Origin of the sequence: Streptomyces sp. SID13726 (genome assembly GCF_010548375.1) — a bacterium.
GTDB lineage: Bacteria > Actinomycetota > Actinomycetes > Streptomycetales > Streptomycetaceae > Streptomyces.
This window is the reverse complement of record NZ_JAAGLY010000031.1, coordinates 59,644-85,781: the sequence shown is the minus strand read 5'-3', so window position 1 is coordinate 85,781 and position 26,138 is coordinate 59,644. Positions and strand designations below refer to the sequence as shown.

Genomic DNA, 26,138 nt, shown 5'->3' with positions numbered 1-26,138 from the left:
CCTAAGGGGAGATCATGACCGCTGAGTCCAAGGCGATCACACCGCTCACTCTGCCTGTGCTGCCGCTCGACGACGAGGTCGTGCTGCCCGGAATGGTCGTTCCGCTGGACCTGAACGACCCCGATGTACGTGCCGCGGTGGAGGCCGCCCAGGCCGCCGCCCGCTCGGAACCCGGCAAGCCGAAGGTCCTCCTGGTGCCGCGGATCGACGGGACCTACGCGGGCACCGGTGTGCTCGGCACCGTCGAGCAGGTCGGCCGGCTGGCCGACGGCGACCCGGGCGCCCTGATCCGCGGCCGGGGCCGGGTGAGGATCGGTGCGGGCACCACCGGACCGGGCGCCGCCCTGTGGGTGGAGGGGACGAGGGTCGACCAGACCCTCCCCGAGCCGCTGCCCGGCCATGTCGCCGAACTGGCCAAGGAGTACAAGGCCCTCGCCACCGCCTGGCTGCGCAAGCGTGGCGCCTGGCAGGTCGTGGACCGGGTGCAGGCCATCGACGACGTCTCCACCCTCGCCGACAACTCCGGCTACTCGCCCTTCCTGACCACCGAGCAGAAGGTCGAGCTGCTGGAGACCGCCGACCCGGTGGCCCGCCTCAAGCTCGCCACCCAGCAGCTGCGCGACCACCTCGCCGAGCAGGACGTCGCCGAGACCATCGCGAAGGACGTCCAGGAGGGCGTCGACAAGCAGCAGCGGGAGTTCCTGCTCCGCCGCCAGCTGGAAGCCGTACGCAAGGAGCTGCGCGAGCTCAACGGCGAGCAGGAGGGCGAGGAGTCCGACGACTACCGCGCGCGCGTGGAGGCCGCCGACCTGCCCGAGAAGGTGCGGGAGGCCGCCCTCAAGGAGGTCGACAAGCTGGAGCGGTCCAGCGACCAGTCCCCGGAGGGCTCCTGGATCCGCACCTGGCTGGACACCGTCCTCGAACTGCCGTGGAACGAGCGGACCGAGGACGCCTACGACATCCAGGGCGCCAAGGAGATCCTCGACGCCGAGCACGCGGGCCTGGAGGACGTGAAGGAGCGGATCACCGAGTACCTGGCGGTGCGCAAGCGCCGCAGCGAGCGGGGTCTCGGGGTCGTCGGCGGACGGCGCGGCGGTGCCGTGCTGGCGCTCGTCGGCCCGCCCGGAGTCGGCAAGACCTCCCTCGGTGAGTCCGTCGCGCACGCCATGGGCCGCAAGTTCGTCCGCGTCGCCCTCGGCGGCGTACGGGACGAGGCCGAGGTCCGCGGCCACCGGCGGACGTACGTCGGCGCGCTGCCCGGCCGGATCGTGCGGGCCATCAAGGAGGCCGGTTCGATGAACCCGGTCGTCCTGCTCGACGAGATCGACAAGGTGGGCTCCGACTTCCGCGGCGACCCCGCGGCGGCCCTCCTTGAGGTCCTCGACCCCGCGCAGAACCACACCTTCCGCGACCACTACCTGGAGGTCGAACTCGACCTCTCGGACGTGGTGTTCCTCGCGACGGCCAATGTCCTGGAGGCCATCCCGGAGGCCCTGCTCGACCGTATGGAGCTGGTCCGCCTCGATGGCTACACCGAGGACGAGAAGGTCGTCATCGCCCGGGACCACCTGCTCCCGCGCCAGCTGGAGCGGGCGGGGCTCGCGAAGGACGAGGTCGTCATCGACGAGAGCGCGCTGCGCAAGCTCGCCGGCGAGTACACCCGCGAGGCGGGCGTGCGCACCCTGGAGCGGTCGATCGCCCGGCTGCTCCGCAAGGTCGCGGCCCAGCACGAACTGGGCGAGCGGAAGCTGCCGTTCACCGTCACCGACGGGGAACTGCGCGCTCTGATCGGCCGGCCGCACCACGTGCCCGAGTCGGCGCAGGACCCCGCGGAACGCCGTACGGCGGTCCCCGGCGTCGCGACCGGACTCGCGGTCACCGGAGCGGGCGGCGACGTCCTCTTTGTGGAGGCGTCGCTGGCCGACCCGGAGACGGGCGCGGCGGGGTTGACCCTGACCGGCCAGCTGGGTGACGTGATGAAGGAGAGCGCGCAGATCGCGCTCAGCTTCCTCCGCTCGCACGGCGCCGAGCTCGAACTGCCGGTGGGCGACCTGAAGGACCGGGGCGTGCACATCCACTTCCCGGCGGGCGCGGTGCCGAAGGACGGCCCGAGCGCGGGCGTCACCATGACGACGGCGCTGGCGTCGCTGCTCTCCGGCCGCCTGGTCCGCACGGACGTGGCCATGACCGGCGAGGTCTCGCTGACCGGCCGTGTCCTGCCCATCGGCGGCGTGAAGCAGAAGCTGCTCGCCGCGCACCGCGCAGGGGTGAGCACCGTCATCATTCCCAAGCGCAACGAGGCCGACCTGGACGACGTCCCGGCGGAGGTGCTGGACAAGCTCGACGTCCACGCCGTCACCGACGTCCGCCAGGTCCTGGAGCTGGCGCTGTCCCCGGCGACGAACGGGGCGGCGCCGGAGGTTCCGGTGGCGGCGTGACGGACGCCTCCGGATGAGGTGAAGGCCCGGGTTCTCGTGAGGGAGGCCCGGGTCTTCGCCGTACGACGGTGGGGGTCAGCCGTTGGCGAGCGCCTGTACGCGGTCCAGGGCGCCGTTGAAGCGGTCGTGGTCGCCGACCGTCGGCCCGGACGAGGTGTACTGCCACATCGTGTACGTGCTCCAGCCCGCCGGGAGCGTGCCCACCGACGAGGCGTACCGGGCGATCCACAGCGGGTTGGCGGAGAAGCCGCCGTAGTCGCCGGTGCACTGGGTCCACCAGTTGGTGGCGGTGTAGATGACGGCGTTGCGGCCGGTGCGCGCCTTGTAGCGGTTCAGGAAGTCGCGGATCCAGGTGACCATCGCGCTCCGGCTCTTGCCGAAGCAGGCGTCGCCGTACGGGTTCCACTCGATGTCGAGCGCCCCGGGCAGGGTCTTCCCGTCCGCGGACCAGTCGCCGCCGTGGTCGACGAAGTAGTCGGCCTGCGTTGCGCCGGTCGTGGTGTCCGGGGTGGCGAAGTGGTAGGCGCCGCGGATCATCCCGACGCCGTAGGCGCCGCTGTACTGCCGGCCGAAGTAGGGGTTCGTGTAGTACGTCCCCTCGCTGGCCTTGGTGTACGCCCAGCGGACCCCGCTGTTCCACAGGGTCGGCCAGGCGACGTCGCCCTGGTAGCTGGCGACGTCGACGCCCTCCGTGGAGGCGGCGCGGGTGCCGGCGGGGAGGCCGCCCTGTCCGTCGTGCGCGACCACGCCCATGCCCATGTGGGCGGAGCCGCGGGGCGGGGCGGAGGGGGCGTCGGCGGCCGAGGCGGGAGCGGTGTACGGCAGGGCGAGGGCGACGAGGGCGGCGAGCAGGAGACCGGTGAGGAAGGGGAGCCGGGCGGATATCGGACCGGGTCTGCGCACGGGCATGGCGTGCCTCCGAGGGCTCGGTGATGCTCGGTGGGGGGACGTGGGGGCGGGGGGCTTGGGGCGACCGCGCGCGACTGTGGCCGTGGCTGGCATGCGCATGCCAGTAAGTGCCGGGTGGAGACGCTACGCACGGGGGCGACGGGGTGGGAAGGGGGACCGGAGGCTGCCGTTGGTCCAGCCCTGCGAAATACTTACGGAGCTGCGGCTATGGCGCAATTTGGCGGAAACTTTCAGGACCGGGAAAACCGAGGCAGGGGCTGACGTGCGCGAAGAGGGAAACGCTGACGCGGGCCGGGGCGGGGCCGAGGTGTCGCCGAGCGGTGTGGACCGGCCCGGATTCCTGGCGCTGGAACGCGAGTTGACCGTGCTGCTGCGGCGCGCCCGGGCCAACCAGGGGGAGATGGCCCGCGAGGTCCATCCCGACCTGGAGTCGGCGGCGTACGGCCTGCTCGTCCGTCTGGATGAATGCGGCCGCCAGCGCGCCACCGAGCTGGCCGGCTACATCGGAGTCGGCAAGGCCACCATGTCCCGCCAGCTGCGCGCCCTGGAAGAACTCGGCCTGGTCGCCCGCGAACCCGACCCCGCGGACGGCCGCGCCTGGCTAGTCGACCTCACCGAGGAGGGCCGCTCCCGAGTCCAACGCGTCCGCGACGCCCGCCGCGCCCGATACGCGGGACGGCTCGCACACTGGGACACGGGAGAGGTCACGGAGCTGGCACGCCTGCTGAATCAGTTGAACCGGGGGATGGAGAAGTAGCGGGGGGTGTTGCGGGGCGGGGCGGGCGTCGTGAGTCGGGGGTCGCAAGGCGGGTGTCATTGGGCCGGGGTCGCGGGGCGGGCGTTATGGGCCCGGGTGCCGTAGGTCCGACTTCGTGGGCCGGGGGCTGCAGGGCGGGCGTCACGGGTCGGGTTTCGCAGGGTGGCCGCCACGGGCCGGACGCCGTGAGCCGGACACCACGGTCCGGTGTCACGGGGCGGGTATTGCAAGGCGGCGGTCACGGGTCGGGTATCGCAGGGCGGCCGTCACGGGGCCGATGCCGTGAGCCGGACACTGTGGGTCCGGTGTCATGGGCACGCGGTCGCAAGGGGGCCGTCACGGGCTGGGTATTACAAGCCGGCTGCTACGGGCCCAGGCATCGCAGGGCGGCCGTCATGGGTCGGACGCCAAGGGCCGGAGACCACGAGGCGGACGCCATGAGGCGGACACCACGGGTCCGACGTCATGGGCTGGTGGTCGCAAGGCGGCGGACATGGGCCGGGCATCGCAAAGTGGCCGCCATGAGCCGGACACCAGGGCTTCGACGTCGTGGGCCGGTGGTCGCAGGGTGGGCGTCACGGGCTGGGTGTCGCAGGGGGGCTGTCGTGTGGCGGATGCCGTGAGGCGGACACCGCGGGGTCGGTGTCATGGGGTGGCAGTCGTGGGTGGGTGTCGCAGGGCGGCCGTCACGGGGCGGACGTCGTGAGCCGGACGCCACGGGGTCGGACGTCAAGGGGCGGAGACCACGAGGTGGCCGCCATGAGCCGGACACCAGGCCTTCGACGTCATGGGCCGGCGGTCTCAAGGCGGCCGTCACGGGCCGGGCATCGCAGCGCGGCCGTCATGGGACCGATGCCATGAGCCGGACACCACGGGCTGTACGCCACAGGCCGGGCGCCACAGGCCGGACGCCATAAGCCGGGACCCCGGCCCAGACCCCCCCGCCTCACAGCTCCACGTACACCACAGTCGCGTCATCGTGAGTCTTGCTGCGCCGCAACCGCGCCCGCGTCTCCGCGTCGGACCGCTCCAGGTCCCGGACCCGGTCCACCAGTGCCTGCGCGCCCTCCTTGCGGATGAAGTGGAGGCAGTCGGTCCAGTCGCCCTCGTGGAACTTGTCGACCCAGCGGGTCGCGCCGTCGGTGAGCGCGGCGAGGGTCCGGACGTCCGCCCGGTCCAGGGAACCCGTCACCGCGCGGGCCGCCACCGAGGGATCCGCGGCGGCCGTGAAGAAGCCGCCCTCCTTGTTGCGGAGGTCGGCGTCGACGTGGGCGGCGGTGGCCAGGGCGGAGCGGGGGATGCGGGAGAGGCGGTCGTCCAGGTACGGCGTGACCGTGCCGTCGGGGGACTCCACCAGCAGCGCCGAGTCCGACAGGACCAGGTACTCCACGGTCGACGGGGACCACCGCGCCATCACCACCGTGGCCTGCGGTGTACGCGGGTGAGAAAGGTCACAGCCTTCACCATGTGCGAGAGCTGTGCGCGTGATCGCCCTGGACAGCGCCTCGGCCAGCGGCACATCCGGGAGCGAAACGGCCAGTTCGGTCAGCGCCCCGCCGAGCCGCGCCGTGAACCAGGGGACCGGATGCGGACAGCCGGTCGGGCCGTCGGGAGGGGTCACGCCGTCGAGGGCGACCAGTGCACCGCCCCGCCCGGACGCGGGTAGAGCGACACCGGCGAAGTCCTCGTTGGGACGGCCGGGATCGCCGGGTTCCGAGACAAGTTCCGTACGCATTCGGCCAGTCTGCATGACCCCTTCACAAGCTTCACCAAAGACCGGCAACGGTCGCGGAATTGCCGTAGTCGCGCAGGTCAGGCGCCAGGTTTGGGGTGGAATGGTTTGCTCCGGGCGAGCGTGTCGGCGAATACTGCCACCGGTAGTGTTCGGCGTCCAACCGGCTTGCCGCGCACGGCCTGTGAGTGTGCCTGAGGAACTTGCCCGCCAACTCCCGTCCGGGGTTCACTCCTTCGGGTGGCGGCTCAGGCGATGCGCGGCCACCGCCCACCGGCGCTGGGAGGGTCGGGAAACGTACCCCGGTGTGCACACCAGTTGACGGAGCGTCACCCCGGGCCCATGGGTATCACGAGTTCAGAATGCGAGCAGCGGTGCAGAAGACGCGGCCTCGTCGCACAGGCAAGCAGACGGCCTCCGGCAAAGGCGCGGAGCGCTCAGCCGCCCCGCAGGGGCCCGTCGCGCCCGAGACCCCCGTCGGCAAGGGCCGCCCCACCCACGTACGCACCCGGCTGATCCTCGCCGTCGCCGTCGTGGCCGCCGCGATCGCCGGGGCCGGCGTCCCCTCCCTCGTCACCGCCTCCGGTGAACTGCACGACTCCCAGGACCTGGTGACCCTCGCCGAGCAGACCGAGGACGCGCTCGCGCTCGCCCACTCGCTCGCCGACGAACGCGACGAGGTCACCGCCTACATCGCGGCCGGCCGCCCCAAGTCCGAGGCGCCGAGCGAGCAGGCCGGCGCCCGCGTCGACCGCCGCGTCCAGGACCTGCGCGCCGACTCCGACCTCTCCGCGACGGTGCGCGCCGACCTGGACGACATCGCCGCCGTACGACGGTCCGCGCTCACCGGCACGAGCAGCGCCCTCGCCGCCCACGACGCCTACTCCGCGGCCATCACCGAGCTGCACCGGCTCGCCGAGCGGCTGGCCGAGCGGATGCCGCCCCGTGCGGGCGCCGGTGCCTACGCCCTCGCCGAGCTCGACTCCGCCGTACAACAGGCCGCCGCCACCCGGGGACTGCTGCTCGCCGCGCTGAGCGTGCCGACCACGGCCCAGAGCGTCTACGACCCGATCACCGGCCTGACGAGCACCAAGAAGGTCTCCTCGGCCGCCGACACCAAGCAGCGGGACGCGCTCACCGCCGCCGCCCAGCAGGCCCGCCTGCGCTCCGACGCGGCCCTCGCCGACTTCCACGACTCCGCGCCCGCCGCCGCCAAGGCGAGCTACGACTCCACGGTCACCGGCCCCGAGGTCAACTCCGCCGACGACTACCTCGCCGCACTCACCGACCAACCCTCCCTGTCCAGCGGCGAGTTGAGCACCAGCACCACCAAGCTGGACGCCGCTCTCTCCTCCCGTGTCGACCTCATGCGGGGCGTCGAGTCCGCGCTCTTCGACCGCCGGGTCAAGGAACTCGCCCAGCTCCGCGACGACGACGTCACCGCGCTGGAACTGCGCGTCGCGATCCTCGGCGCGCTGATGCTGCTGGCCGTCGGCATCGCCACCGCGATGGCCCGCACCCTGACCCGCCCGCTCTCCGTCCTGCGCCGCGGCTCCGCCCGGCTCGCCGGGGCCGAGGACCCCACCGTCGAGGAAGCGGTCACCTTCACCGGCCGCAACGACGAGTTCGCCCAGGTCGTCCGCTCCGTCAACGCCCTGCACGCGCACACCGTCACCCTCGCCGAGCGGATCAACACCCTGGAGTCCGACCGCAAGCACCTGGTCGGCCAGCGGCAGAAGATGGCGGACGCCCGCGAGCAGCTCAAGGGCGAACTCGCCGAGTCCGCCGCCCAGTTGGCGCGGCTGCGCGGCACCATCGGTGCCACCTTCGTCAACCTCGCACTGCGCACCCTCGGCCTCGTCGAGCGCCAACTCGCCGTCATCGAGGGCATGGAGGAGCGCGAGCAGGACCCCGAGCGGCTCGCCACCCTCTTCAAGCTCGACCACTTCGCCACGGTCATGCGCCGCCACAGCGAGAACCTCCTCGTCCTGGCCGGTACCGAACACGTCCAGCAGAGCGCGGGCCCGGTCCCGCTCGTCGACGTCGTCCGGGCCGCGGTCAGCGAGATCGAGCGCTACGAACGCGTCCGCATCGCCGCCCTCCCGCCCCACGCCCACGTGGTCGGCTTCGCCGCGGACGACCTCTCGCACCTGCTGGCCGAACTCATGGAGAACGCCACCGCGTTCTGCCCGCCCGACCTGCCCGTCGAGGTCTCCGGCTGGCTGCTGGAGAGCGGCGAGGTCATGCTCTCCGTCCAGGACGAGGGCATCGGCATGACCGCCGAGCGGATGACCACCCTCAACTCCCGCCTCGCCGAGTTCGATCCGGAGGCGGCGTACGAGACGTACGACGAGGGCGACGAGGGGCTCGGCCTCGGCCTGTACGTCGTGGCCCGCCTCGCCCACCGGCACGGTGTCCGGGTCCAGCTGCGCGAGCAGAAGCAGGGCGGTGTGGCCGCGGTCGTGGTCCTCCCCGGGCCCCTGCTCACGGCCGCCCCCAGCTCCGCCGTACCGGCCGCCGACACCGCCCCGGCCACCGGCGCCGGCCACTCCTTCTCCCTGCCGGGAGCGGACGCTGAGGCCAACTCCAATGTCCTGAGCGGCCGTTCGAAGACCGCCGACCCCTTGGTCACGCTGGCCGAGAAGGCCGTACGCGAGGCGGGGACGGCCCCGGCCGAGCACCCGGAGCCGGAGACCCCGGCCGAGACCACCATGGAGCTGCTGGCCCCGGTACCGGTGGAGGAGGAACCGGAGGCACGCGAACCCGCCGCCACCGAATCCGCTGCCGAAACCGAAGCCGAAGTCACGGCCGAGACCGAGACCGCGGCAGAGGCCGACGCGCAGCACTCCCGCGCCGACGACGGAGAGCCCCTCACCGACAAGGGCCTCCCCAAGCGCACCCCGAGGATCACCGCCCCCGCCCCCGCGGCCCCCCGCCAACGCAACGCCTCCGTGGACGCCGAAGCCCTCCGCAGGCGGCTCGGCGGCTTCCGCAAGGGCGCCGAGGCCGGGCACCGCGACGTGGCGGAGGAGATCAAGGAACAGACCGGCGAGACCAGGCTGCCGGCCACAGAAGAACGCACCGCATCCGCAGAAACCACGGGGGGCACAGTCGAGGAGGCAAGCAGTTGACCGCGCCCAGTACCTTCGGACTGAGTCGTGAGGCCCGCAATCTCCACTTCCTGTTGACCAACCTGGTGGAGGAGGTGCCCGGCGTCCAGTCCGTCGCCGTGGTCTCCTCGGACGGCCTCCTCCTGCTCTCCTCCGACGCCGAGACCAACGCCCAGGCGCGCGAGGCCAAGGAGGACAAGCCCTCCGGCCCCCGCGGCTCCGCCGCCGACCTCGCGACCATCGTCTCCGGCATCGGCAGCCTCACCCTCGGCGCCGCCAAGCTCATGGACTTCGGCGCCACGAAGCACACCATGATCGCGATGGACGACGGCAGCCTCTTCGTGATGTCGATCAGCGACGGCTCGCTGCTCGGCGTCCACGGCTCCGCGGACTGCGACATGAGCGTGGTGGCGTACCACATGGCGCTCTTCGTCGGCCGCGCCGGACACGTCCTGACCCCCGAACTCCGCAGCGAGCTGCGGCAGTCGCTGGAGAACGACGGGACGGGGAGCGCCAAGTGAAGGACAAACCCGAGCTCCCGGTCCGCGGCGGCGACCGCAAACCCGCCCGCGTCCGGCCGTACTCCCTCACCGGCGGCCGTACCCGCTTCGGCCACGTCCTCCTCGTGGAGACGTTCGTGTCGAGCACGGCGGCCATCGAAGCCGCCGAGGAGCGCAAGGAGTTGACCAACGGCTCGCTGAAGTCGACGGTCATGCCGGAGCTGCGGGCCATCGTCGAACTGTGCCGCCGGATGCGCACGGTGGCCGAGATCGCCGCGCTGCTGAAGATGCCGCTCGGCGTGGTCCGCGTGCTCCTCAGCGACCTCGCCGACCAGGGAAAGATCCGTGTGTACGGCACCGGTACCGGTCACGGTACGGGCCGTCCCGACCGCGCTCTGCTGGAAAGGGTGCTGAGTGGACTCCGTCGTCTTTAGAGACATCGCGTTCGACGACACCGACGACAATCTGAAGTCCTGGCAGACGGATCGCACCCGGGCGCCCATCGCCACGAAGATAGTTGTGGCCGGCGGCTTCGGCGTCGGCAAGACCACCCTCGTGAGCACCGTCTCCGAGATCGAGCCCCTCCAGACGGAGGCGCTGATGACCGAGGCCAGTGAGCAGTTCGACGACCTCACCGGCACCCCGGAGAAGCTCACCACCACCGTGGCCATGGACTACGGCCGCATCACGCTCGACGACGACCTGGTGCTGTACCTCTTCGGCACACCGGGCCAGGAGCGGTTCTGGTTCATGTGGGACGACCTGGTGCGCGGCGCGATCGGCGCGGTGGTCCTCGCGGACACCCGGCGGCTGAAGGACTCGTTCCCGGCGCTGGACTACTTCGAGGGCTGCGGGATGCCGTACGTCGTCGCGGTCAACCACTTCGAGGGCAGCGACCGGTTCGAACCGGAGGACGTGCGGGAGGCGTTGACCGTCCCCGCGCACATACCTGTCATGATCATGGACGCGCGGCGGCGGATCTCGGTGATCGAGACCCTGCTGTCCCTCGTCGGCCACGCACTGGACGTCACCCCCGAGTAGTCCCCGAGCCAGGAGAACAGCACCCGTATGCGGAAGATACTCGTCGTCGGAGCCGGCCAGTCCGGACTCCAGCTCGCCCTCGGCCTCCAGTCGCACGGGTACGAGGTCACCCTGATGTCCAACCGGACGGCGGACGAGATCCGCTCCGGCCGGGTCATGTCGACGCAGTGCATGTTCCACACGGCACTCCAGCACGAGCGCGATCTCCAGCTGAACTTCTGGGAGTCCCAGGCCCCGAGGATCCAGGGGCTCGGCGTCTCGGTCGCGGCCCCGGGCTCCTTCGACCCGGGCCCCTCGCAGCGCGCGATCGACTGGCTGGGACACCTCGACGGGTACGCGCAGTCGGTCGACCAGCGGGTCAAGATGGCCGGCTGGATGGAGACGTTCGCCCAGCGCGGCGGCCAACTGGTCATCCACGGCGCGGCCGTCGGCGACCTCGACTACTTCTCCCGTACGTACGACCTCGTGCTGGTCTCGGCCGGCAAGGGCGAGCTGGTCTCCATGTTCGCCCGCGACCCCGAGCGCTCCCCGTACAGCGAGCCGCAGCGCGCCCTCGCCGTCTCCTACGTCCACGGCCTGGGTCCGCGCCCCGAGCACCCGGACACCGAGGCGGTCCGCTGCAACCTGGTCCCCGGCGTGGGCGAGTTGTTCGTCATGCCGACGCTCACCACCTCCGGACGCGCCGACATCCTGTTCTGGGAGGGCGTACCCGGCGGCCCGGTCGACGCGTTCAACGGCGTCAAGGACCCGGCGGAACACCTCTCCCTGACCCTGGAACTCATGGAGAGGTTCCTGCCCTGGGAGTACGCGCGCGCGACGAACGTCGAACTCACCGACGCCGGCGCCACGTTGTCCGGCCGCTACGCGCCCACGGTGCGCAACCCGATAGGCCGCCTGCCCGGTGGCGGACTGGTCCTGGGCGTGGCCGACGTCGTCGTCGCCAACGACCCGATCACCGGGCAGGGCTCCAACTCCGCGTCCAAGTGCGCCGCTTCGTACCTCGCGTCCATCCTGGAGCAGGGCGAGAAGCAGTTCGACGAGGCGTGGATGCGGGGGACGTTCGAGCGCTACTGGGCCACCGCCCAGCACGTCACGAAGTGGACCAACGCGATGCTCTCCCCGCCGCCGGAGCACATCCTGAACCTCATCGGCGCGGCCGGGCAGTTGCAGCCAGTGGCGGACCGTTTCGCCAACGGCTTCGACGACCCGGCGGACTTCGAGGACTTCTTCTACGAGCCGGAGAGGACGGGGGCGTACCTGGCCTCGGTCGCCGGGGCCTGACCGCCTTCGTCCGGACGTACGGCTCCGAGGATCGGGTGGGACGCGATGGGGGAGACCTTCACCTTCTCGCCCGTCCTCGGGGCCTCGATCACCTCGCCCCTCCCCAGGTAGATCGCCACGTGCGTCGCCTCCGGGAAGTAGATCACCAGATCTCCCGGGCGCAGGTCCCTCAGCTCGATCCTCGGCAGGCGGGCCCACTGCTCCTGGCTGGTCCGGGGGATCGGCGTGCCGGCATGCGCCCACGCCTCCGAGGTCAGACCCGAGCAGTCGTACGTCTTCGGCCCCTCCGCACCCCATTCGTACGGCTTCCCGAGCTGCCGCCGGGCGTACGCCAGGGCCTTCCCGCCCTCCTGTGACGGCTCCCGCTCGACCTCCCCGAGAGCACCTGACGTGGTCAGCTCCTCCTGGGCCTTCTCGACCCCCTTCTCCTCGAACTCGGCGAGCCTGGCGAGCTGTTCGGCGGTGAGGGAGGCGAGGAGTTCCTGGACGTCGTCCAGCTTCTTCCGTACGCCGTCCCGGTCCTTCTTCTGCCGGTCGGCGAGGGTGAGCTGGTCGTCGAGCGCCTTGCGGGCCTTGCGGGCGAGCGCGTCGGCGCGGTGCTCGCTGCCCGTCAGACGGCCCAGCGTCTTCGCCCGCTCCCTCGCCAACTGGCCGATCACATGGCCCTGTTCGAGCGCGTGCTGGGGATCGCGGGCCAGCAGGAGACGGACGTACGGCGAGATCTCGGTGCTGCTCTGGTACTGCTGCCGGGCCAGCCGCCCCGCGGCACCCCGGCTGTCGTGCAGGGAGAGCCGGGCCCGGGAGAGCGCGGTGTCGAGGCGGGTCACCTCGGCGCGCTTCTCCTTCAGCTTCTCCTCCGTGGCGTTGTAGGTCTCGGTGGCCTCCTCGGCCTCCCGGTACAGCCGCTGAAGGTCCGTCAGCAGATCTGCCACGGAACGCTCACGCGGCTCCGGCTCGGGCACGGCCGCCGCGGGCAGCGGGGCGAGGACGGTGCAGGCCGCCACCGTCGCCGTACACACCAGACGCAGAAGCCTTCCTGACACGTCATCACCTCCCGTGCGGAGCAGCCCCTCTGTTCCGCACGGCGAGCATCGGACGCCGCTCAGCTTTTCGCGCGCCGGGTGTGGGCGGTTCGGCGCAACCTCGTCACCCGTCGGTGTCGGCCGGCTTGCCGGGCTTGGACCAGGGCCACTTCAGCCCGCCGCCGGCCTTTCCCTCGGGGTCGTACTCGTACTTCCACCCCCGCTGGATCCCCAGCCTGCCGTGCCCCCTGGGCGCCCGGCGGTACACCAGCACGGTGGGCGGGCCGCCGTCCGCGTCGGGTACGGGGATGCGGTACGTCTTCGGCGGCTGACCGGTCGGACCCAGCAGCACGGGCAGCACGCGGCCGTCCATCGGGCCGCCCTCGAAGGGGGTGTCTTCGCTCTTCACGGCACCAGTGTCAGCCATCCGCCGCGAGGGCCGAGACCAGCGCGGCGGTCTGCGGGTCACGGTTCGCGGTCACCGAGAGCACGGCGACGAACTGCTCGACCAGCCAGTCGCGGAGTTCCGCCACGGGCGGCTGCTTGCCCTCGTCCAGCCAGATCAGGGAGGCCGCCTCCACCGCGGTGATCCACATCCGTACGGTCATGCGCAGCCGCAGGCCCGGTTCGGTGACGTGGAGATGGCTGAGGATGTGCTCGGCGGCGGCCCGTCGTACGCCGTCCACGATCGCGGTCGTCCGGGACGTCTCGACCACGCTGCCGCCCTGGAGCAGAGCGCTGAAACCGGCGTCGTGCTGGTCGACGAAGGCGAGGTAGCGGTCGAGGGCACGGCCCAGCCGGATGAGCAGGGGCCCTTCCCTCGGCTCGTCGAAGCAGTTCTGGAGCTCCTCGGCGGCGGAGCGGAGCGCGGCCTCGTACAGCTGCTGCTTGCCGCCGGGAAAGTACCGGTACACGAGCGGACGGGAGACTCCGGCCGCTTCCGCCACGTCGTCGAGGGAGACGTCCTCGGGGGCGCGGTGCGCGAAGAGTCCGAGGGCGGCGTCGAGGAGCTGGCTCCGACGCTCCTCGACACTCAGCCGACGGTAGGCGGGGGCGGATGGGGTCATGGGTTGCAGGGTAGTCGGCCGTCCGCGAGTGCGTAGTGGCTGGTCGCGCGGTTCCCCGCGCCCCTTGAGCAGGTCCGGCCGAGTTCTTTCAGGGGCGCGGGGCTGTGTCGACGATCAGGCCAGCAGCCCGGATGACTTCCACAGCCGACGCCCGACACCCCGGAGCACCCCGATGTCGTCCAAGAAGTCGGTCAGCCTCTTCGCCCCGGTCTGCATCACCTCCCGCCGGTGCCCGCTGGCATGAACCTGCGCGAGAGCCTCCCGCTGGTCAAGGCCCACATTCGCGTACACCTCCGGATTCACGAACGCCACGGAGAACACCCGCGCGAACTCACCGGACGTGACCCGCGTGAACTCCTGCGACCACCGCGGAGCGGTCAGCATCTGCCGCCGCAGCTCCTCCCGCGCGTACCGGACATGCCGTGCCTCCTCCACCACATGGATCCGCGTGACCCCCCGGATCAGCGGCTGGACCCGCTCGTCCGGGAACGTCAGCCGCTGCATCCAGTCGAGCACCTCCTCGCCGAGCAGCGTCGCCGTGAAGGACCCCGGGGTCGTGGAGATGGTCTTGAAGAGCCGCCCCAGCTGCTGATGGGCCCGGCTCACCGGGTACCAGGGCGTCCCGCCCCGCGCGATCAGCCGGGCGAACATCTTGGAGTGCCGGCACTCGTCCTCGATCTCGGTGAGCGCGTACCGCACATGCGCGCTCGTGGCCGCCTTGTCGTAGATGTGACGGCACAGCAGTTGCATGAGGATGATCTCGAACCAGATCCCGAGCGAGGCCAGCGCGGCGGCCTCGTGCTGCGAGAGCAGGATGCGCTGCTCCTCGCTCATCCGCTTCCACATCGGGGTGCCGTAGAGCGAGACCAGCTCCGGCGGCCAGAACCACAGGCCGTCCTCGAAGGGCGCGTCCCAGTCCAGTTCCTCGTCCGGGTCGAAGGAGTGCTTCGCGGAAGAGTCGAGCAGCCGCTCGGCCACCTGCTCCCGGTCCTTGAGCAGACCGAGCGCGTCACGCAGCCCTGCGAGCGCGTCGACTTCTGTCAGACTCGTCATGGCTCTTATGAGACTGCTTGTCAGCAAGGCCGTCAATCCCCCGCGCACGACTTGTTGACCCGGCGTCTACAAAGGGGGAGCCCGCGGAACATGCCCGCTTTGGAAGCGCATCGACTGGGACCTGGAGGTCGATCCGTACGACCCCCTCGGCGTCCCCGGCGAGTCGATCTCCCTCTACGGCACCAGGTACTGGCCGAAGTTCACGGAGCGCGACCCAGGTGATGGACGAGGCGCGGCACGTGGCCTTCGGCCGCATGGCCCTGCGCGACTACTACCAGCAGCTCTCCGACGCCGAACTCCGCGAGCGCGAGGACTTCGTCATCGAGGGCTGCCACCTGATGGGCGACCGCCTGCGCGGGGTCGACTGCTCTTCTCCCGCATTGTCCCCTGCGTCAAGGACAACGGACCGGATCCGTCAGGCCGGGCACCCCAGACCGTCCGGGATCGCCGGCCAGGCCACCGGCTCCGCCCCCTGGGCCGGGAACGGCTGTCGCAGGGTGAAGGCGTACGGGGTGGGGCCGTTGGCGCGCAGGTGCAGGAGGCGGGACTCCGCCTCCGCGACCGTGGGGCGGTGGCCGGCCGGGATCCACCACAGGGTCACCATCGCCTCCTCGACCCGCTCGAAGAACTCCCGGCGGCGGGCGAGCATCTCACGGTGGCGGCCCTGGTACATGTACGCCGTCAGGGCGTCGGCGTCCCGCCACACCGACATGTTGATGATGAGCCACTCGTCGCCGAGGACCGGCACGTCCGTGGCGTCGCCCGACTCGCCCTCCAGGCGCCAGACGAAGCCGTCGGCGGCGTCCGCGTCGGCGTTCACGGGGTCGAGGCTGTCGACGAAGTCCTTCAACTGCGCCGAGTCCAGCGGGGCCCTGAGCCGGCCGATGTTCACCTGGGCGAGTTCGTACGCGGGGAATCCGGTCATGGACCGAACGGTAGGTCGGGCGTCCGGCCGCCTCAACCCCCGTCTCAGTCCTTGGAGTTGAGCACCGCCTTCATCACCGCCCGGGCGATCGGCGCCGCCACCCCGCCCCCGGTGATCTCCCCCCGGTCCGCCGCCGCGTCCTCCACCACCACGGCCACCGCGACCTTCGGCTCCATGTCCCGCTCGCCCTGCGCCCAGGAGACGAACCAGGCGTACGGCGTCCCGGAGTTGCCCACCCCGTGCTGGGCGGTGCCGGTCTTGCCGCCGACGGTCGCGCCCGGGATGGCGGCGTTGGTGCCGGTGCCCTCGGTGACCACCTGGGTCATGAGTTCCTTCAGGCGTACGGCGGTCGACGGCAGCATCGCCTGCCGCACCGGACGTGAGCCCGCCGTCGCCACGGTGTCGCCGTCGTCCGTCGTGGTCCGCTCCACCAGGTAAGGCGCCCTGATCTGACCGCCGTTGGCGACCGCCGCCGCCACCATCGCCATCTGGAGCGGAGTGGCCCGCGTGTTGAACTGGCCGATCGACGACAGGGCCAGCTGCGCCTTGTCCACCGCCGGGTCGAAGGTGCTCGGCGCCACCGAGAACGGGATCCGCAGCGACTTGTCGTTGAAGCCGAAGGCGTGCGCGGTCGCCGTCATGTCACCCACCCCCACCTTCACCCCGAGCTTCGCGAACACCGTGTTGCACGACCACTTGAAGGCCTCCCGCAGCGAGAGGTCCGCACAGCCGTCGGACTCGTTGGTCAGCGAGGTCGTGGTGCCGGGCAGGGTGTACGGCGCCGGCGAGTCCGTCGCCGCGTCCACGTCCGTGATCACCCCGGCGTCGAGCGCGGCGGCCGCGGTGACCACCTTGAACGTCGAACCCGGCGGATAGGTCTGCCGTACCGCCCGGTTGAGCATCGGCCGGTCCACGTCGTCGTTGAGCCGCGCCCAGGACCGGCCCACCCCGCGGTCGTTGCCCGACAGCACCGCAGGGTCGTACGAGGGCGAGGACACCAGCGCCAGGATCCGCCCGGTCGCCGGCTCCACGGCCGCCACCGCGCCCTTGCGCCCGCCGAGCCCGTGGAACGCGGCCTTCTGCGCGGCCCTGTCCAGCGTGGTGACGACGTCCCCGCCGGGGTTGCGCCGCCTGGTGAAGTCGTTCCAGAGCGGGAACGGCGTCAGGAGCGGGTCCGAGCCGGACAGCACCCCGTCCTCGGCGTGCTCCAGGAAGGTCGTGCCGTACTCCTGCGAGGCGAAGCCGGTCACCGGCGCGTACAACGGCCCGTCCTTGTACGTCCGTTCGAAGCGCAGCTGCTCCCCGGTGTCCCGGGAGCCGGTGACCGGCCGCCCGCCGACCAGGATGTCGCCGCGCTGAAGGCCGTAACGGGCGATGTTCTCGCGGCGGTTGGCCGGGTTCTCGTCGTGGGAGCGGGCCTGGAAGACCTGCACGCGGGTGGCGTTGACGAGGAGGGCCAGCAGCAACAGGGCGCAGAAGCAGGCCGCGTGCCGGATGTAGCGGGTCATGCCGGGTCCCCGGGCCGTCATCCGGTCGCCTCCCCTTCGTACTGGCCGCGTGCCGAGTCGCTCACCCGGATCAGCAGCGCCACGATCGCCCAGTTGGTGACGACCGACGAGCCGCCCTGGGCGAGGAACGGCATCGCCATGCCCGTGAGCGGGATCAGCCCGCCGACCCCGCCCGCGATCACGAACACCTGGAGCGCCACGATCGAGGCGAGCCCGGTCGCCAGCAGCCGCCCGAAGGGGTCGCGCAGGGCGAGGCCCGCCCGGTAGCCGCGCTCCACGAGAAGGGCGTACAGCAGGAAGATCGCGCACAGGCCCGCCAGGCCCAGCTCCTCGCCCGCGGTCGCCAGGATGAAGTCCGACTTCGCCGCGAAGCCGATCAGGATCGAGTGCCCGAGCCCGAGCCCGGTGCCGAGGATCCCGCCCGCCGCGAAGGCGAACAGGGACTGCGCGAGCTGGTTCGGGCCCTGCCCGGCCTCGATCGACGCGAACGGATGCAGCCAGTCCTCCACCCGGCTGTGGACGTGCGGCTCCAGCCAGCCCACCGCGAACGCGCCGACGCCCGCCAGCAGCAGGCCCAGGACGATCCAGCCGGAGAGCCCGGTGGCGACGTAGAGGAGAACGACGAACAGCCCGAAGAACAGCAGCGAGGTTCCGAGGTCCCGCTCCAGGACCAGGACGCCCACGCTGATCAGCCAGATGGCGAGGAGCGGGCCGAGCACCCGGCCCGTGGGCAGCTGAAGCCCCCAGAAGCGCCGGCCCGCGAACGCCAGCGCGTTCCGGTTGGCGGCCAGGTACGCGGCGAAGAACACCGCCAGCAGCACCTTCGCGAACTCGCCCGGCTGGATGGAGAACCCGGCGATCCGGATCCAGATCCGGGCGCCGTTCACCGAGGGGAAGAGGATCGGGAGGATCAGCAGCACCAGCGCGGCGGCGACGCACACGTACGCGTACCGCTGGAGCACCCGATGGTCCCGCAGCGCCAGCACCACCACGATGAACAGGGCCACCCCGACCGTGGACCACACCAGCTGGGCCGGGGCCGCGCGGTCGCCGGGCGTCTCCAGGTCGAGCCGGTAGATCAGCACGAGGCCGAGTCCGTTGAGCAGCACGGCGATCGGCAGGAGGAGCGGATCGGCGTACGGCGCCCTGAGGCGTACGGCGAGATGCGCGAGGAGCGCGAGCACGCCGAGCCCGGCGCCGTAACCGGCGGCGCCGGGCGGGACGGTGCCGTTCTTGGCGAGGCCGACAGCGCAGTAGCCGTACACGCAGAGCAGGACGGCGAGGACGATGAGGGCCAGTTCGATGCCACGGCGCCGGGGCAGGCGTACCGCGGAAGCGGGGGCGTCCGCGGGGGCCACGGTGGTTCCGGCCTTGGTCATGTCCGGAACTTACCCAAATATGACGGGTTGTCTGCCCTGTTTGGGAGTGGCGTCAGCACCAGCGTGGCGAGGGCCCGATGTCCTTGATGTACCTGGCCGACCCCCAGGCCCAGGTGCCGTCGGTGAGGAGGTACCAGTGGCGGTTGCCGTCGATGTTCTGGCCGTTGGTCTTGCAGAAGATCGTGACGACCTCGCCCTTGTCGGCCCACCGGATGATCTGCCCGCCCCGGTTCGGCGCGCTGCGCAGCGCGAGCGCGCTGGCCGTCACGACGCCCTTGTACAGCCGCGGGTTGTGGTTCTGGTTCTGGTGGTGCCCCCAGTCGCTACGGGGGTCGTCGTCCCATTCGTCGCCGGCGACGGCGGGCGTGGCGAGCGCCGTGACGGCGAACGCGCCGGCGGTGACGGCTATGGAGAAACGGGAGCGCAGGGACATGGGGGAGACCTCCGTGAACGGTGGGTGCAAACCTGACTATTCGCCACGTTAGGAGGGAGGCGGGAAGGATGCCTTTCGAACTGGGCCATAGGTGAAGCGCCCCTTCGGCGACTCGGGGCCGCACCGATGTGGGTGACTACCGCAGCACCAGCGTCGCGACCGCCCCGCCGTCCACCGCGTTCGAGAACGAGAGCCGGGCTCCCAGCACCTCCGCCTGCCCCACCGCGATGGTCAGCCCCAACCCGTGCCCCGTGGCCCCGCCCTCCGTACGGAACCGCTGCGGCCCGTGCTCCACGAGGTACTCAGGAAACCCGTCCCCGTGATCCCGAACGGTCACCACGTGCCCCTCGACCGTCAGCGACACCGGCCCCCGGCCGTGCCGGTGCGCGTTGGCCACCAGATTCCCCAGCACCCGCTCCAGCCGCCGCCGGTCCGTCTCCACGGCCACGTCCCGCACCACGACGACCTCGGTGTCCGTCCCGGACGCCCGCACCACCCGTTCGGCCACCGCGGCCAGGCGCTCCGTGTCCAGCTCGACCGTCTCCCGCCCCGTGTCCAGGCGGGAGATCTCCAGCAGATCCTCCGTCAGCGTCCGCAGCGCGCCCACCCGGTCCTGCACCAGCTCCGTCGGCCGCCCCGGCGGCAGCAGCTCGGCCGCCGCGTGCAGCCCCGTCAGCGGTGTCCGCAACTCGTGCGCCACGTCCGCCGTGAACCGCTGCTCGGTCAGCAGCTTGCCCTGCAACGACCCCGCCATGGAGTCCAGCGCGGCGGCCACCGCGGCCACCTCGTCCTGCGGCCGCGACGGGTCCTTCGTACGGGGATCGCCGACCCGCGCGTCCAGGTCGCCGCCGCTGATCCGCCGGGCCACCCGCGCCGTCGTGTGCAGCCGCTTCGTCACCCGGGTCACCGCGAACGCCCCCACCAGCAGCGTCGCCGTGATCGCCAGCGCCGACGACCACAGGATCGCCCGGTCGAGGCCCGCGATCGTCCGCGCGCCCTGCGAGTAGTCGACCTCCACGGCCAGCCCCCAGTCCCCGTCCACCGGCCCCGCCGCCCACATCGTCGGCCGCCCCCGGTGCTCGCCGACCATGGTGCCGCGCTCCCCGGCCGCCGCCAGCGTCCGCAGCGAGGCGGGCAGGTCCGGCGGATCGACCCCCGCGTCCCACCGCAGCGCGTCCCCGGCCTCGTACGCCTGGGTCGCGTCCTTCAGCCGGCTCAGCGCCAGGCCGCGGGCCTCGCCGACGGTCTGGTTGGTCACCGAGACGTGCACGAGGACACCGAGCAGCGCGGCCAGGGCGCAGCACATCACCGTGATGAAGACGGCCGCCTTCACGGCCAGGGTGCCGGACCAGCGCGGCAGCGCGAGCCTCATCGGGCGCTCGCCGACGGGGTGGGGTCGGCGGTGGCGCCGGGGGTGGGTCTGGTGGTGGTGCCGGGGGTGGGTTTGGCGGTGGTGCCTGGGGTGGCGCCGGGGGTGCGGGTGTCGGCGCCGGTGCGCAGCATCTCGTCGTGGGTGAGGAGCATCGACTTCTGCTGCGGGTCCCAGGTCCACTGGAGCCGGTACTCGTACCCGGCCACCTCCGACGGCGAACGGATGATCACCGACCGCCCGGCCAGCTCGACCCCGCTGACCGCGTCCTCCCAGTGCATGACCTGCACGAGCCGGTGCTTCTCCACGGTGTAGACGCGCACGGCGGTGACATTGCCCGGCAGCTGCCGGAAGCCCAGCGTCAGATCGGGCCGTCCGTCGCCGGTGAGGTCCCGGTAGTACGGCTTCAGGACCGGGCACTTCCTCCCGGCCGCCCCCTTCTTGCCGCAGTCCGCCATCCGGCGGGCCGTCTCGACATAGCCCGCGTTGACGTAGTCGCTGGAGTCCTCCTTGATCTCGACGCGGACCACCGCGACCGGGTCCACCTCGCGGATGTCGTCCCCGGGTACCGCGATGCCCGCCACCACCTCCGTGTCCACCTCGCCGATCTCGAAGGCGGGACTGGAGGCCGGCGTCAGCTGCGGCCACAGCCGGTCGGGACTGGTCGCGGTCGAGGTCGGCCCCGCACCGACCAGCCCGCCCGCGTCACCGCAGCCCGCCGTGACCGCGAGCAGCAGGGCTGCGGCGGCGCAGGCGCGGGTCGTACGCGGGGCGCGGGCGCGGGTGAGGGTGAGGGGGCGGGCGGTGGGGTGGGCAGGTGGCACTGTGCTCCTGGGGCCGAGGTCCGAGTCCAGTCCGGGGTGGGCGGACCGATCCGGTCCGGTGGGCTGATTCAGTCCGGTGGGCCGATCCGGTCCGGGTGGGTGGGCCGACGCCGGCCTCGTACACCTTATTCGTACGGAAGTCCTTTTTGCGTTTCTTTACTCGGTGAGCTCCTCCAGCAGCCGGGCCGTCGACAGGCCGGTCCTGAGGTACTCCACGAACAGGTCGTTGTGCAGCGCCCACGGTGAGCGGCGGGCCCTGATCAGCCGGATCGCCTCGTCGGGCGGGTGGCCCCGGCGGACCAGGGTGTGCGCCACGACCAGGCCCGAGCGGTTGTAGCCGTGGTAGCAGCGGACGAGGACCTTGCGGCCCCCGTCCAGCGCGTCACCCGCGGCCTGAGCCAGCCGCATCACCCCCGCGAGCTGGGTGCCGTCCAGCGGACCGTCCGGGATCGGCCACACATGGTGCTCCACGCCCGGGTCGGGGCCGTGGCCCGGTAGCCGCAACAGCGTCTGCACGACGTCGAATTCATCGTGCACGACCGCGAACTCCGGGCGGCCGGAAGGGCCGTTGAACTCGTGCCCGCCCATCCACAGGCCGGGCACGACCTCGTTCCACGGACTGTCCGGAGCCGGTACGTCGGGTTGCTTCCTGCGGGTCCGCAACGGCGCCTCCCCAAGCCCCGGCATCAAGCCCTGCAACTCACCCCAAAGGTAACCGGCTTCTTGCCTGCGCAGCACCCCGCCTGTTCCCATGGTCCATGGGGTGATGGGGTATGAGCGGACTGCGTGTCGTACCGACCTGGCGCCACGGTCAGGAGCGGCTGTACGTCTGCCTCACGGACGGCAGGAACATCGCCTGGTACGACCGTGAGGCGGCCCGGATCAATCTGCTGAGCGAGGACCGCAGAGACGATGTCCTGACCGTGCTCGGACCGTTCCTCACCGGCCCGGTGGCCGTGGGGCCGCCACCCGTCCCGACCCCGGCCGAACTGGCGAGGCTCTCCCTCCACCCCGACGACGACCTCGCGCCGAACCGGCCCGGCGAGGCGCTGCAGATCGCGCTCGACCGGGATACCGGGGCGTCGCACCGGATGCGGCGGGATCCTCGGCGGCGGGCGCTGGAGGCGGAGCAGGTGGTGGGGGACGCGCTGGACCTGCTGGACGGGGTGGGCTGGCACGCCCTGCACTCCGTGCCGCTGCCGGGCGGTGACCGGATCCACCATCTGCTGATCGGTCCCGGTGGCCTGTTCGCGATCCACGCGCTGTACGCCCGCAAGCAGCGGGTCACCGTGGCGGACCCCCTGATCGCCTTCGGCCGCCGCGACCCCCTGCCGCTCCTCCGCCACCTCCGCTCGACCGCCGACTGCGCCTCCTACGCCCTCACGGCCGAGGTCCACCCCCTCCTGGCCCTCGTCGCCCCCACCACGGTCACCGTCACGGTCCCGCCTCGTTCGGTGCGGGTGCTGCGGGACACGGAACTGGAGGGGCTGGCTCGGTCGGGCGGGGTGCTGAAGCCGGCGGATGTGGAGGCGTTGCATGCGATGGCGCGGGATCGGCGGACGTGGGGGCGGGTGTAGGTGGCTGTCGCCTGTCTGCGGGTCCGGTGGGGGCGGGCGTCTTGCGCAGTTCCCCGCGTCCCTGGATGCCTGCGGCGGCCTCTTTCGCCCCGGTGGGGCCGGGTGTAGCGCGACTGGTCCGGTGGTGGGGTCGGGGCCGGGGCGGGGGGTATCCGTCCTCGGTCCGGCGGTAGCTGTCGTTTGATTTGCACGGGGCGACGGACGCCGGCCGCTGCGGGCGGACACCCCCCACCCCGCCCCCTGCGCGCCGTACGCGTCTGAACGAGCGTCCATCATCCCCACCCAGGGGCGCGGGGAACTGCGCGACAAGCCACGACGAACCCGCACCCGCCAGACCACATGACAAGGCACCCCGATAGGCGCCCAACATGCCGTCAAAACGCAGGCCAGCTGCAACTCCCCAGGGGCGCGGGGAACTGCGCGACCAGCCACGACGAACCCGCACCCGCCAAACCACACATCGAGGCACCCCCATAGGCGCCCAACATGCGGTCAAAACGCAGGCCGGCTGCAACTCCCCAGGGGCGCGGGGAACTGCGCGACCAGCCACGACGAACCCGCACCCGGCTAGACAACAGAACCTGGCACCCCCCGAGCCGCGCTCACGGCAACAACGCCCCCCGCCCACCCACCAACGGAGCCAGCAAATCCCCATAATCCAACAACCGATCCCCCATATCCCCCGCCTGGAAGGCAAGTTGCCCCGGCACCCCACACCCCTCCACCTCCCCCCACGTCACCGGCGCCGACACAAAAGGCAACTGACGCGCCCGCAGGGTGTAAGGAGCAGCCGTGGTCTTCCGCGCAGCGTTCTGGCTCCAGTCGACGAACACCTTCCCCGGCCGCAAGCTACGAGTCATCCGATGCAACGCCAGCCCCGGCATCGCCCGCTCCGCCTCGACGGCGAGCCGCTTGGCGTAGTCGGAGACCTGGTCCGGGGACGCCCCCCGTACCGCCGCCAGGAGATGGAGCCCCTTGGAGCCGGCGGTCTTGGGGTAGGAGTCGATGCCGTCCGCCGCAAGACGTCCCCGGAGCCAGAGCGCGACCTCGCAGCACTCGACGACCGTCGCGGGTGACCCGGGGTCGAGGTCGAAGACCAGGCGGTCGGCCTCGTCGGGAGAGCCGGTCAGCCATTGGTGGGTGTGGAACTCGGTGACGAGGTTGGCCGCCCACATGAGGCTCGGAAGGTCCTGGATCAGGACCATGCGGGAGGGGCCGTCGGAGCGGGGGACCTCGGCCGTGGTGACCCAGTCGGGCGTACCCGGCGGAATGTTCTTGGTGAAGAACACCTGGCCGTCGGGGCCGTCCGGGTAGCGCAGGAAGGAGACGGCCCGGTCACGCAGATGGGGGAGGAGGACGTCCGCGGTGGTGGCGTAGTAGTGGAGGACCTCGCCCTTGGTGAAGCCGGTCGCCGGATACAGCACCTTCTCCAGGTTGCTGAGCGCGAGCCGTCTCCCCTCCACCTCTGTGATCGGCGTCATACGATGAGAATCTCATGCCTATGTGAGCAAAACGGTGGAAAACCCCTAGGAAGGGTGCTGCTGGTGAGATCCATATGGAACGGCGCCATCTCGTTCGGCCTGGTCAGCATCCCGATCAAGCTGGTGAACGCCACCGAGAGCCACTCGATCTCCTTCCGCCAGATCCACACGGAGGACGGCGGCCGCATCCGCTACCGCAAGGTCTGCGAGCTGGAGGACCGCGAGGTCACCGCGTCGGAGATCGGCAAGGGGTACGAGGACGCGGACGGCACCATCATCCCGATCACGGACGAGGACCTGGCCCACCTGCCGCTGCCGACGGCCAAGACCATCGAGATCGTCGCCTTCGTGCCGGCCGACCGGATCGACCCGTTGCAGATGGACGCCTCGTACTACCTCCAGGCCGGAGGAGCGCCCGCGGCGAAGCCGTACACCCTGCTCAGGGAGGCGCTCAAGCGCAGCAACAAGGTGGCCATCGCCAAGTACGCCCTCCGGGGCCGGGAGCGCCTGGGCATGCTGCGGGTCGTCGAGGACGCCATCGCGCTGCACGGGCTGCTGTGGCCGGACGAGGTCCGCGCGCCCGAGGGGGTCGCGCCCGATGTCGACGTCACCGTCAGCGACAAGGAGCTCGACCTCGCCGACGCCCTGATGGACACCCTCGGCGAGATCGACCTCGACGAACTGCACGACGAGTACCGCGAGGCCCTGGAGGAGGTCGTCGCCGCCAAGGCCGCGGGGGAGGCCCCGCCGGAGGCGCCCGAGCAGGCGCGGGGCGGCAAGGTGCTCGACCTCATGGCCGCGCTGGAGAAGAGCGTGCGCGACGCCAAGGAGTCGCGCGGCGAGGAGGCGGGCGAGGTCAGAGAGCTGCCGCAGCGGAAGTCGGCGCGGACGGCACCGAAGCAGAGCACCGGGAAGAAGACGGCCGCGAAGCCGGCCCAGGGGACCAAGAAAGCCGCCGCGACGAAGAAGACGGCGGCCAAGGCCGGGGCGAAGAAGACCGTCGCCAAGAAGACGACCGCGAAGAAGACGGCCGCCCGCAAGAAGACCGCGTGACCTGCGCACCGCCTCGGACTCGGCTCGGCGGCGGCAGGTCCCGTCAGCCTCTCGGTGAGGTCAGCCGACGACCTTGGCGGTCTCAATGATCACCGGCTGGGTCGGTACGTCGCCGTGGCCGCGGCTGCTGCCGGTGCGGACGCCCTTGATCTGGTCCACGACGTCCTGGCCCTCGACGACCTTGCCGAACACGGTGTAGCCCCAGCCGTTCGGGCTCTTGGCCGTGAAGTTCAGGAACTCGTTGTCCGAGACGTTGATGAAGAACTGCGCGGTCGCCGAGTGCGGGTCGCTGGTGCGCGCCATCGCCACGGTGTACGCGGTGTTCTTCAGGCCGTTGTCGGCCTCGTTCGGGACCGGCGCGAGGGTGGGCTTCTGCACCATGTCCGCGGTGAAGCCACCGCCCTGGACCATGAAGCCGTTGATCACCCGGTGGAAGATCGTGCCGTCGTAGTGCGCGTTGCCGACGTACTTCAGGAAGTTCTCGACCGTCTTGGGCGCTTCGGCGTCGGCGAGCTCAAGGACGACGCGGCCGAAGTTGGTGGTCAGCTCGACCCTGGACATGGGAATCGTCCCTTTCTGGTGGGGCATGACCGAAGCATCTTGTCACACGGTTGCGCCGGTACCGGGGGCACGGACACCCGCCACCGGCCAGGAGTACGGCGGCCACCGGCGTGCCCGC

24 protein-coding genes and 1 pseudogene are annotated in these 26,138 nt (G+C 71.4%); 10 read left to right on the top strand and 15 right to left on the bottom strand.

All coding sequences use genetic code 11. From position 1 onward, the window contains the following. Window positions 1-14: 14 nt before the first annotated feature. On the top strand, window positions 15-2,438 hold the full coding sequence (gene lon / locus G3I78_RS42380) for an endopeptidase La (protein ID WP_164434990.1): 2,424 nt from the start codon (window positions 15-17) through the stop codon (window positions 2,436-2,438). Window positions 2,439-2,513: 75 nt separating this feature from the next. On the opposite strand, the gene G3I78_RS42375 is transcribed toward lon, so the two are convergent. Next, window positions 2,514-3,347: a lysozyme gene (locus tag G3I78_RS42375; protein WP_164434988.1), complete on the bottom strand. Its 834-nt coding sequence runs from the start codon at window positions 3,345-3,347 to the stop codon at window positions 2,514-2,516. A gap of 262 nt (window positions 3,348-3,609) precedes the next feature. Here G3I78_RS42375 and G3I78_RS42370 point away from each other — a divergent pair, with 262 nt between their 5' ends. Further along, window positions 3,610-4,104 (top strand): MarR family transcriptional regulator, encoded by a 495-nt coding sequence (locus G3I78_RS42370; protein WP_164434986.1) that lies wholly within the window; start codon window positions 3,610-3,612, stop codon window positions 4,102-4,104. Between the two features lie 946 nt (window positions 4,105-5,050). Here the strand turns inward: G3I78_RS42370 and G3I78_RS42365 are convergent. Then, complete coding sequence (locus tag G3I78_RS42365; protein WP_164434984.1) at window positions 5,051-5,839, bottom strand: protein phosphatase 2C domain-containing protein; 789 nt, start codon at window positions 5,837-5,839, stop codon at window positions 5,051-5,053. A gap of 371 nt (window positions 5,840-6,210) precedes the next feature. On the opposite strand from G3I78_RS42365, the gene G3I78_RS42360 reads away from it, so the two are divergent. From G3I78_RS42360 to G3I78_RS42340, 5 genes are read left to right on the top strand one after another with little or no spacing between them, the layout of a single operon-like run. Beyond that, the gene (locus tag G3I78_RS42360) at window positions 6,211-8,967 is read left to right on the top strand and encodes a nitrate- and nitrite sensing domain-containing protein (protein ID WP_164434982.1); all 2,757 of its coding nucleotides are present in this window, start codon (window positions 6,211-6,213) and stop codon (window positions 8,965-8,967) included. After that, window positions 8,964-9,467, top strand: a complete 504-nt coding sequence (locus tag G3I78_RS53340; RefSeq protein ID WP_164434980.1) for a roadblock/LC7 domain-containing protein — start codon at window positions 8,964-8,966, stop codon at window positions 9,465-9,467. The genes G3I78_RS42360 and G3I78_RS53340 overlap by 4 nt, the downstream gene beginning before the upstream one ends. Further along, window positions 9,464-9,880 carry a DUF742 domain-containing protein gene (locus tag G3I78_RS42350; protein ID WP_164434978.1) on the top strand — a complete coding sequence of 139 codons (417 nt, stop codon included), beginning with the start codon at window positions 9,464-9,466 and terminating at the stop codon, window positions 9,878-9,880. Before G3I78_RS53340 ends, G3I78_RS42350 begins: the two co-directional genes overlap by 4 nt. Beyond that, window positions 9,861-10,487 (top strand): ATP/GTP-binding protein, encoded by a 627-nt coding sequence (locus G3I78_RS42345; protein WP_164434976.1) that lies wholly within the window; start codon window positions 9,861-9,863, stop codon window positions 10,485-10,487. Before G3I78_RS42350 ends, G3I78_RS42345 begins: the two co-directional genes overlap by 20 nt. Window positions 10,488-10,514: 27 nt before the next feature. Continuing rightward, window positions 10,515-11,768 carry a styrene monooxygenase/indole monooxygenase family protein gene (locus G3I78_RS42340; protein WP_164434974.1) on the top strand — a complete coding sequence of 418 codons (1,254 nt, stop codon included), beginning with the start codon at window positions 10,515-10,517 and terminating at the stop codon, window positions 11,766-11,768. On the opposite strand, the gene G3I78_RS42335 is transcribed toward G3I78_RS42340, so the two are convergent. The 4 genes from G3I78_RS42335 to G3I78_RS42320 all read right to left on the bottom strand — a co-directional run bounded on the left by G3I78_RS42335 (window position 11,717) and on the right by G3I78_RS42320 (window position 14,910). After that, window positions 11,717-12,811: an NlpC/P60 family protein gene (locus G3I78_RS42335; protein WP_343243982.1), complete on the bottom strand. Its 1,095-nt coding sequence runs from the start codon at window positions 12,809-12,811 to the stop codon at window positions 11,717-11,719. The two genes, G3I78_RS42340 and G3I78_RS42335, sit on opposite strands and share 52 nt — an antisense overlap. A 103-nt stretch (window positions 12,812-12,914) precedes the next feature. Further along, a complete protein-coding gene (locus G3I78_RS42330; RefSeq protein WP_203616261.1) occupies window positions 12,915-13,217 on the bottom strand; it encodes a hypothetical protein in 303 nt (100 codons plus the stop codon). Then, complete coding sequence (locus G3I78_RS42325) at window positions 13,210-13,857, bottom strand: TetR/AcrR family transcriptional regulator (RefSeq protein WP_164434970.1); 648 nt, start codon at window positions 13,855-13,857, stop codon at window positions 13,210-13,212. The genes G3I78_RS42330 and G3I78_RS42325 overlap by 8 nt, the downstream gene beginning before the upstream one ends. Before the next feature lie 114 nt (window positions 13,858-13,971). Next, the gene (locus G3I78_RS42320; protein ID WP_164434968.1) at window positions 13,972-14,910 is read right to left on the bottom strand and encodes a diiron oxygenase; all 939 of its coding nucleotides are present in this window, start codon (window positions 14,908-14,910) and stop codon (window positions 13,972-13,974) included. Between the two features lie 103 nt (window positions 14,911-15,013). On the opposite strand from G3I78_RS42320, the pseudogene G3I78_RS52455 reads away from it, so the two are divergent. Then, window positions 15,014-15,316: pseudogene (locus G3I78_RS52455) on the top strand (hypothetical protein); the annotation flags it as partial. A gap of 9 nt (window positions 15,317-15,325) precedes the next feature. Here the strand turns inward: G3I78_RS52455 and G3I78_RS42310 are convergent. From G3I78_RS42310 to G3I78_RS42275, 7 genes are all read right to left on the bottom strand, one after another. Next, complete coding sequence (locus G3I78_RS42310) at window positions 15,326-15,835, bottom strand: DUF3291 domain-containing protein (RefSeq protein ID WP_164434966.1); 510 nt, start codon at window positions 15,833-15,835, stop codon at window positions 15,326-15,328. 44 nt (window positions 15,836-15,879) lie between these two features. Further along, the gene (locus G3I78_RS42305; RefSeq protein WP_164434965.1) at window positions 15,880-17,343 is read right to left on the bottom strand and encodes a penicillin-binding transpeptidase domain-containing protein; all 1,464 of its coding nucleotides are present in this window, start codon (window positions 17,341-17,343) and stop codon (window positions 15,880-15,882) included. A 17-nt stretch (window positions 17,344-17,360) separates the two neighbouring features. Beyond that, on the bottom strand, window positions 17,361-18,722 hold the full coding sequence (locus G3I78_RS42300; protein WP_164434964.1) for an FtsW/RodA/SpoVE family cell cycle protein: 1,362 nt from the start codon (window positions 18,720-18,722) through the stop codon (window positions 17,361-17,363). 52 nt (window positions 18,723-18,774) lie between these two features. Further along, window positions 18,775-19,155: an SH3 domain-containing protein gene (locus G3I78_RS42295; protein ID WP_164434963.1), complete on the bottom strand. Its 381-nt coding sequence runs from the start codon at window positions 19,153-19,155 to the stop codon at window positions 18,775-18,777. Between the two features lie 136 nt (window positions 19,156-19,291). Then, the gene (locus G3I78_RS42290; RefSeq protein WP_164434962.1) at window positions 19,292-20,527 is read right to left on the bottom strand and encodes a HAMP domain-containing sensor histidine kinase; all 1,236 of its coding nucleotides are present in this window, start codon (window positions 20,525-20,527) and stop codon (window positions 19,292-19,294) included. Then, window positions 20,524-21,261, bottom strand: a complete 738-nt coding sequence (locus G3I78_RS42280; RefSeq protein WP_239158374.1) for a hypothetical protein — start codon at window positions 21,259-21,261, stop codon at window positions 20,524-20,526. The genes G3I78_RS42290 and G3I78_RS42280 overlap by 4 nt, the downstream gene beginning before the upstream one ends. Window positions 21,262-21,504: 243 nt before the next feature. Then, window positions 21,505-22,011 (bottom strand): dual specificity protein phosphatase family protein, encoded by a 507-nt coding sequence (locus tag G3I78_RS42275; protein WP_164434961.1) that lies wholly within the window; start codon window positions 22,009-22,011, stop codon window positions 21,505-21,507. A gap of 110 nt (window positions 22,012-22,121) precedes the next feature. On the opposite strand from G3I78_RS42275, the gene G3I78_RS42270 reads away from it, so the two are divergent. Then, window positions 22,122-22,925, top strand: coding sequence for a nuclease-related domain-containing protein (locus G3I78_RS42270; RefSeq protein ID WP_164434960.1), 804 nt, complete (start codon window positions 22,122-22,124; stop codon window positions 22,923-22,925). Between the two features lie 602 nt (window positions 22,926-23,527). Here the strand turns inward: G3I78_RS42270 and ligD are convergent. Continuing rightward, on the bottom strand, window positions 23,528-24,406 hold the full coding sequence (gene ligD, locus G3I78_RS42265) for a non-homologous end-joining DNA ligase (RefSeq protein ID WP_164434959.1): 879 nt from the start codon (window positions 24,404-24,406) through the stop codon (window positions 23,528-23,530). A gap of 54 nt (window positions 24,407-24,460) precedes the next feature. Between ligD and G3I78_RS42260 the strand changes: the two genes are divergently transcribed. Further along, on the top strand, window positions 24,461-25,459 hold the full coding sequence (locus tag G3I78_RS42260; protein WP_164434957.1) for a Ku protein: 999 nt from the start codon (window positions 24,461-24,463) through the stop codon (window positions 25,457-25,459). A 60-nt stretch (window positions 25,460-25,519) separates the two neighbouring features. Here the strand turns inward: G3I78_RS42260 and G3I78_RS42255 are convergent, their stop codons facing one another. Beyond that, a complete protein-coding gene (locus tag G3I78_RS42255; RefSeq protein WP_343243986.1) occupies window positions 25,520-26,026 on the bottom strand; it encodes a peptidylprolyl isomerase in 507 nt (168 codons plus the stop codon). Between the last annotated feature and the right edge of the window lie 112 nt (window positions 26,027-26,138).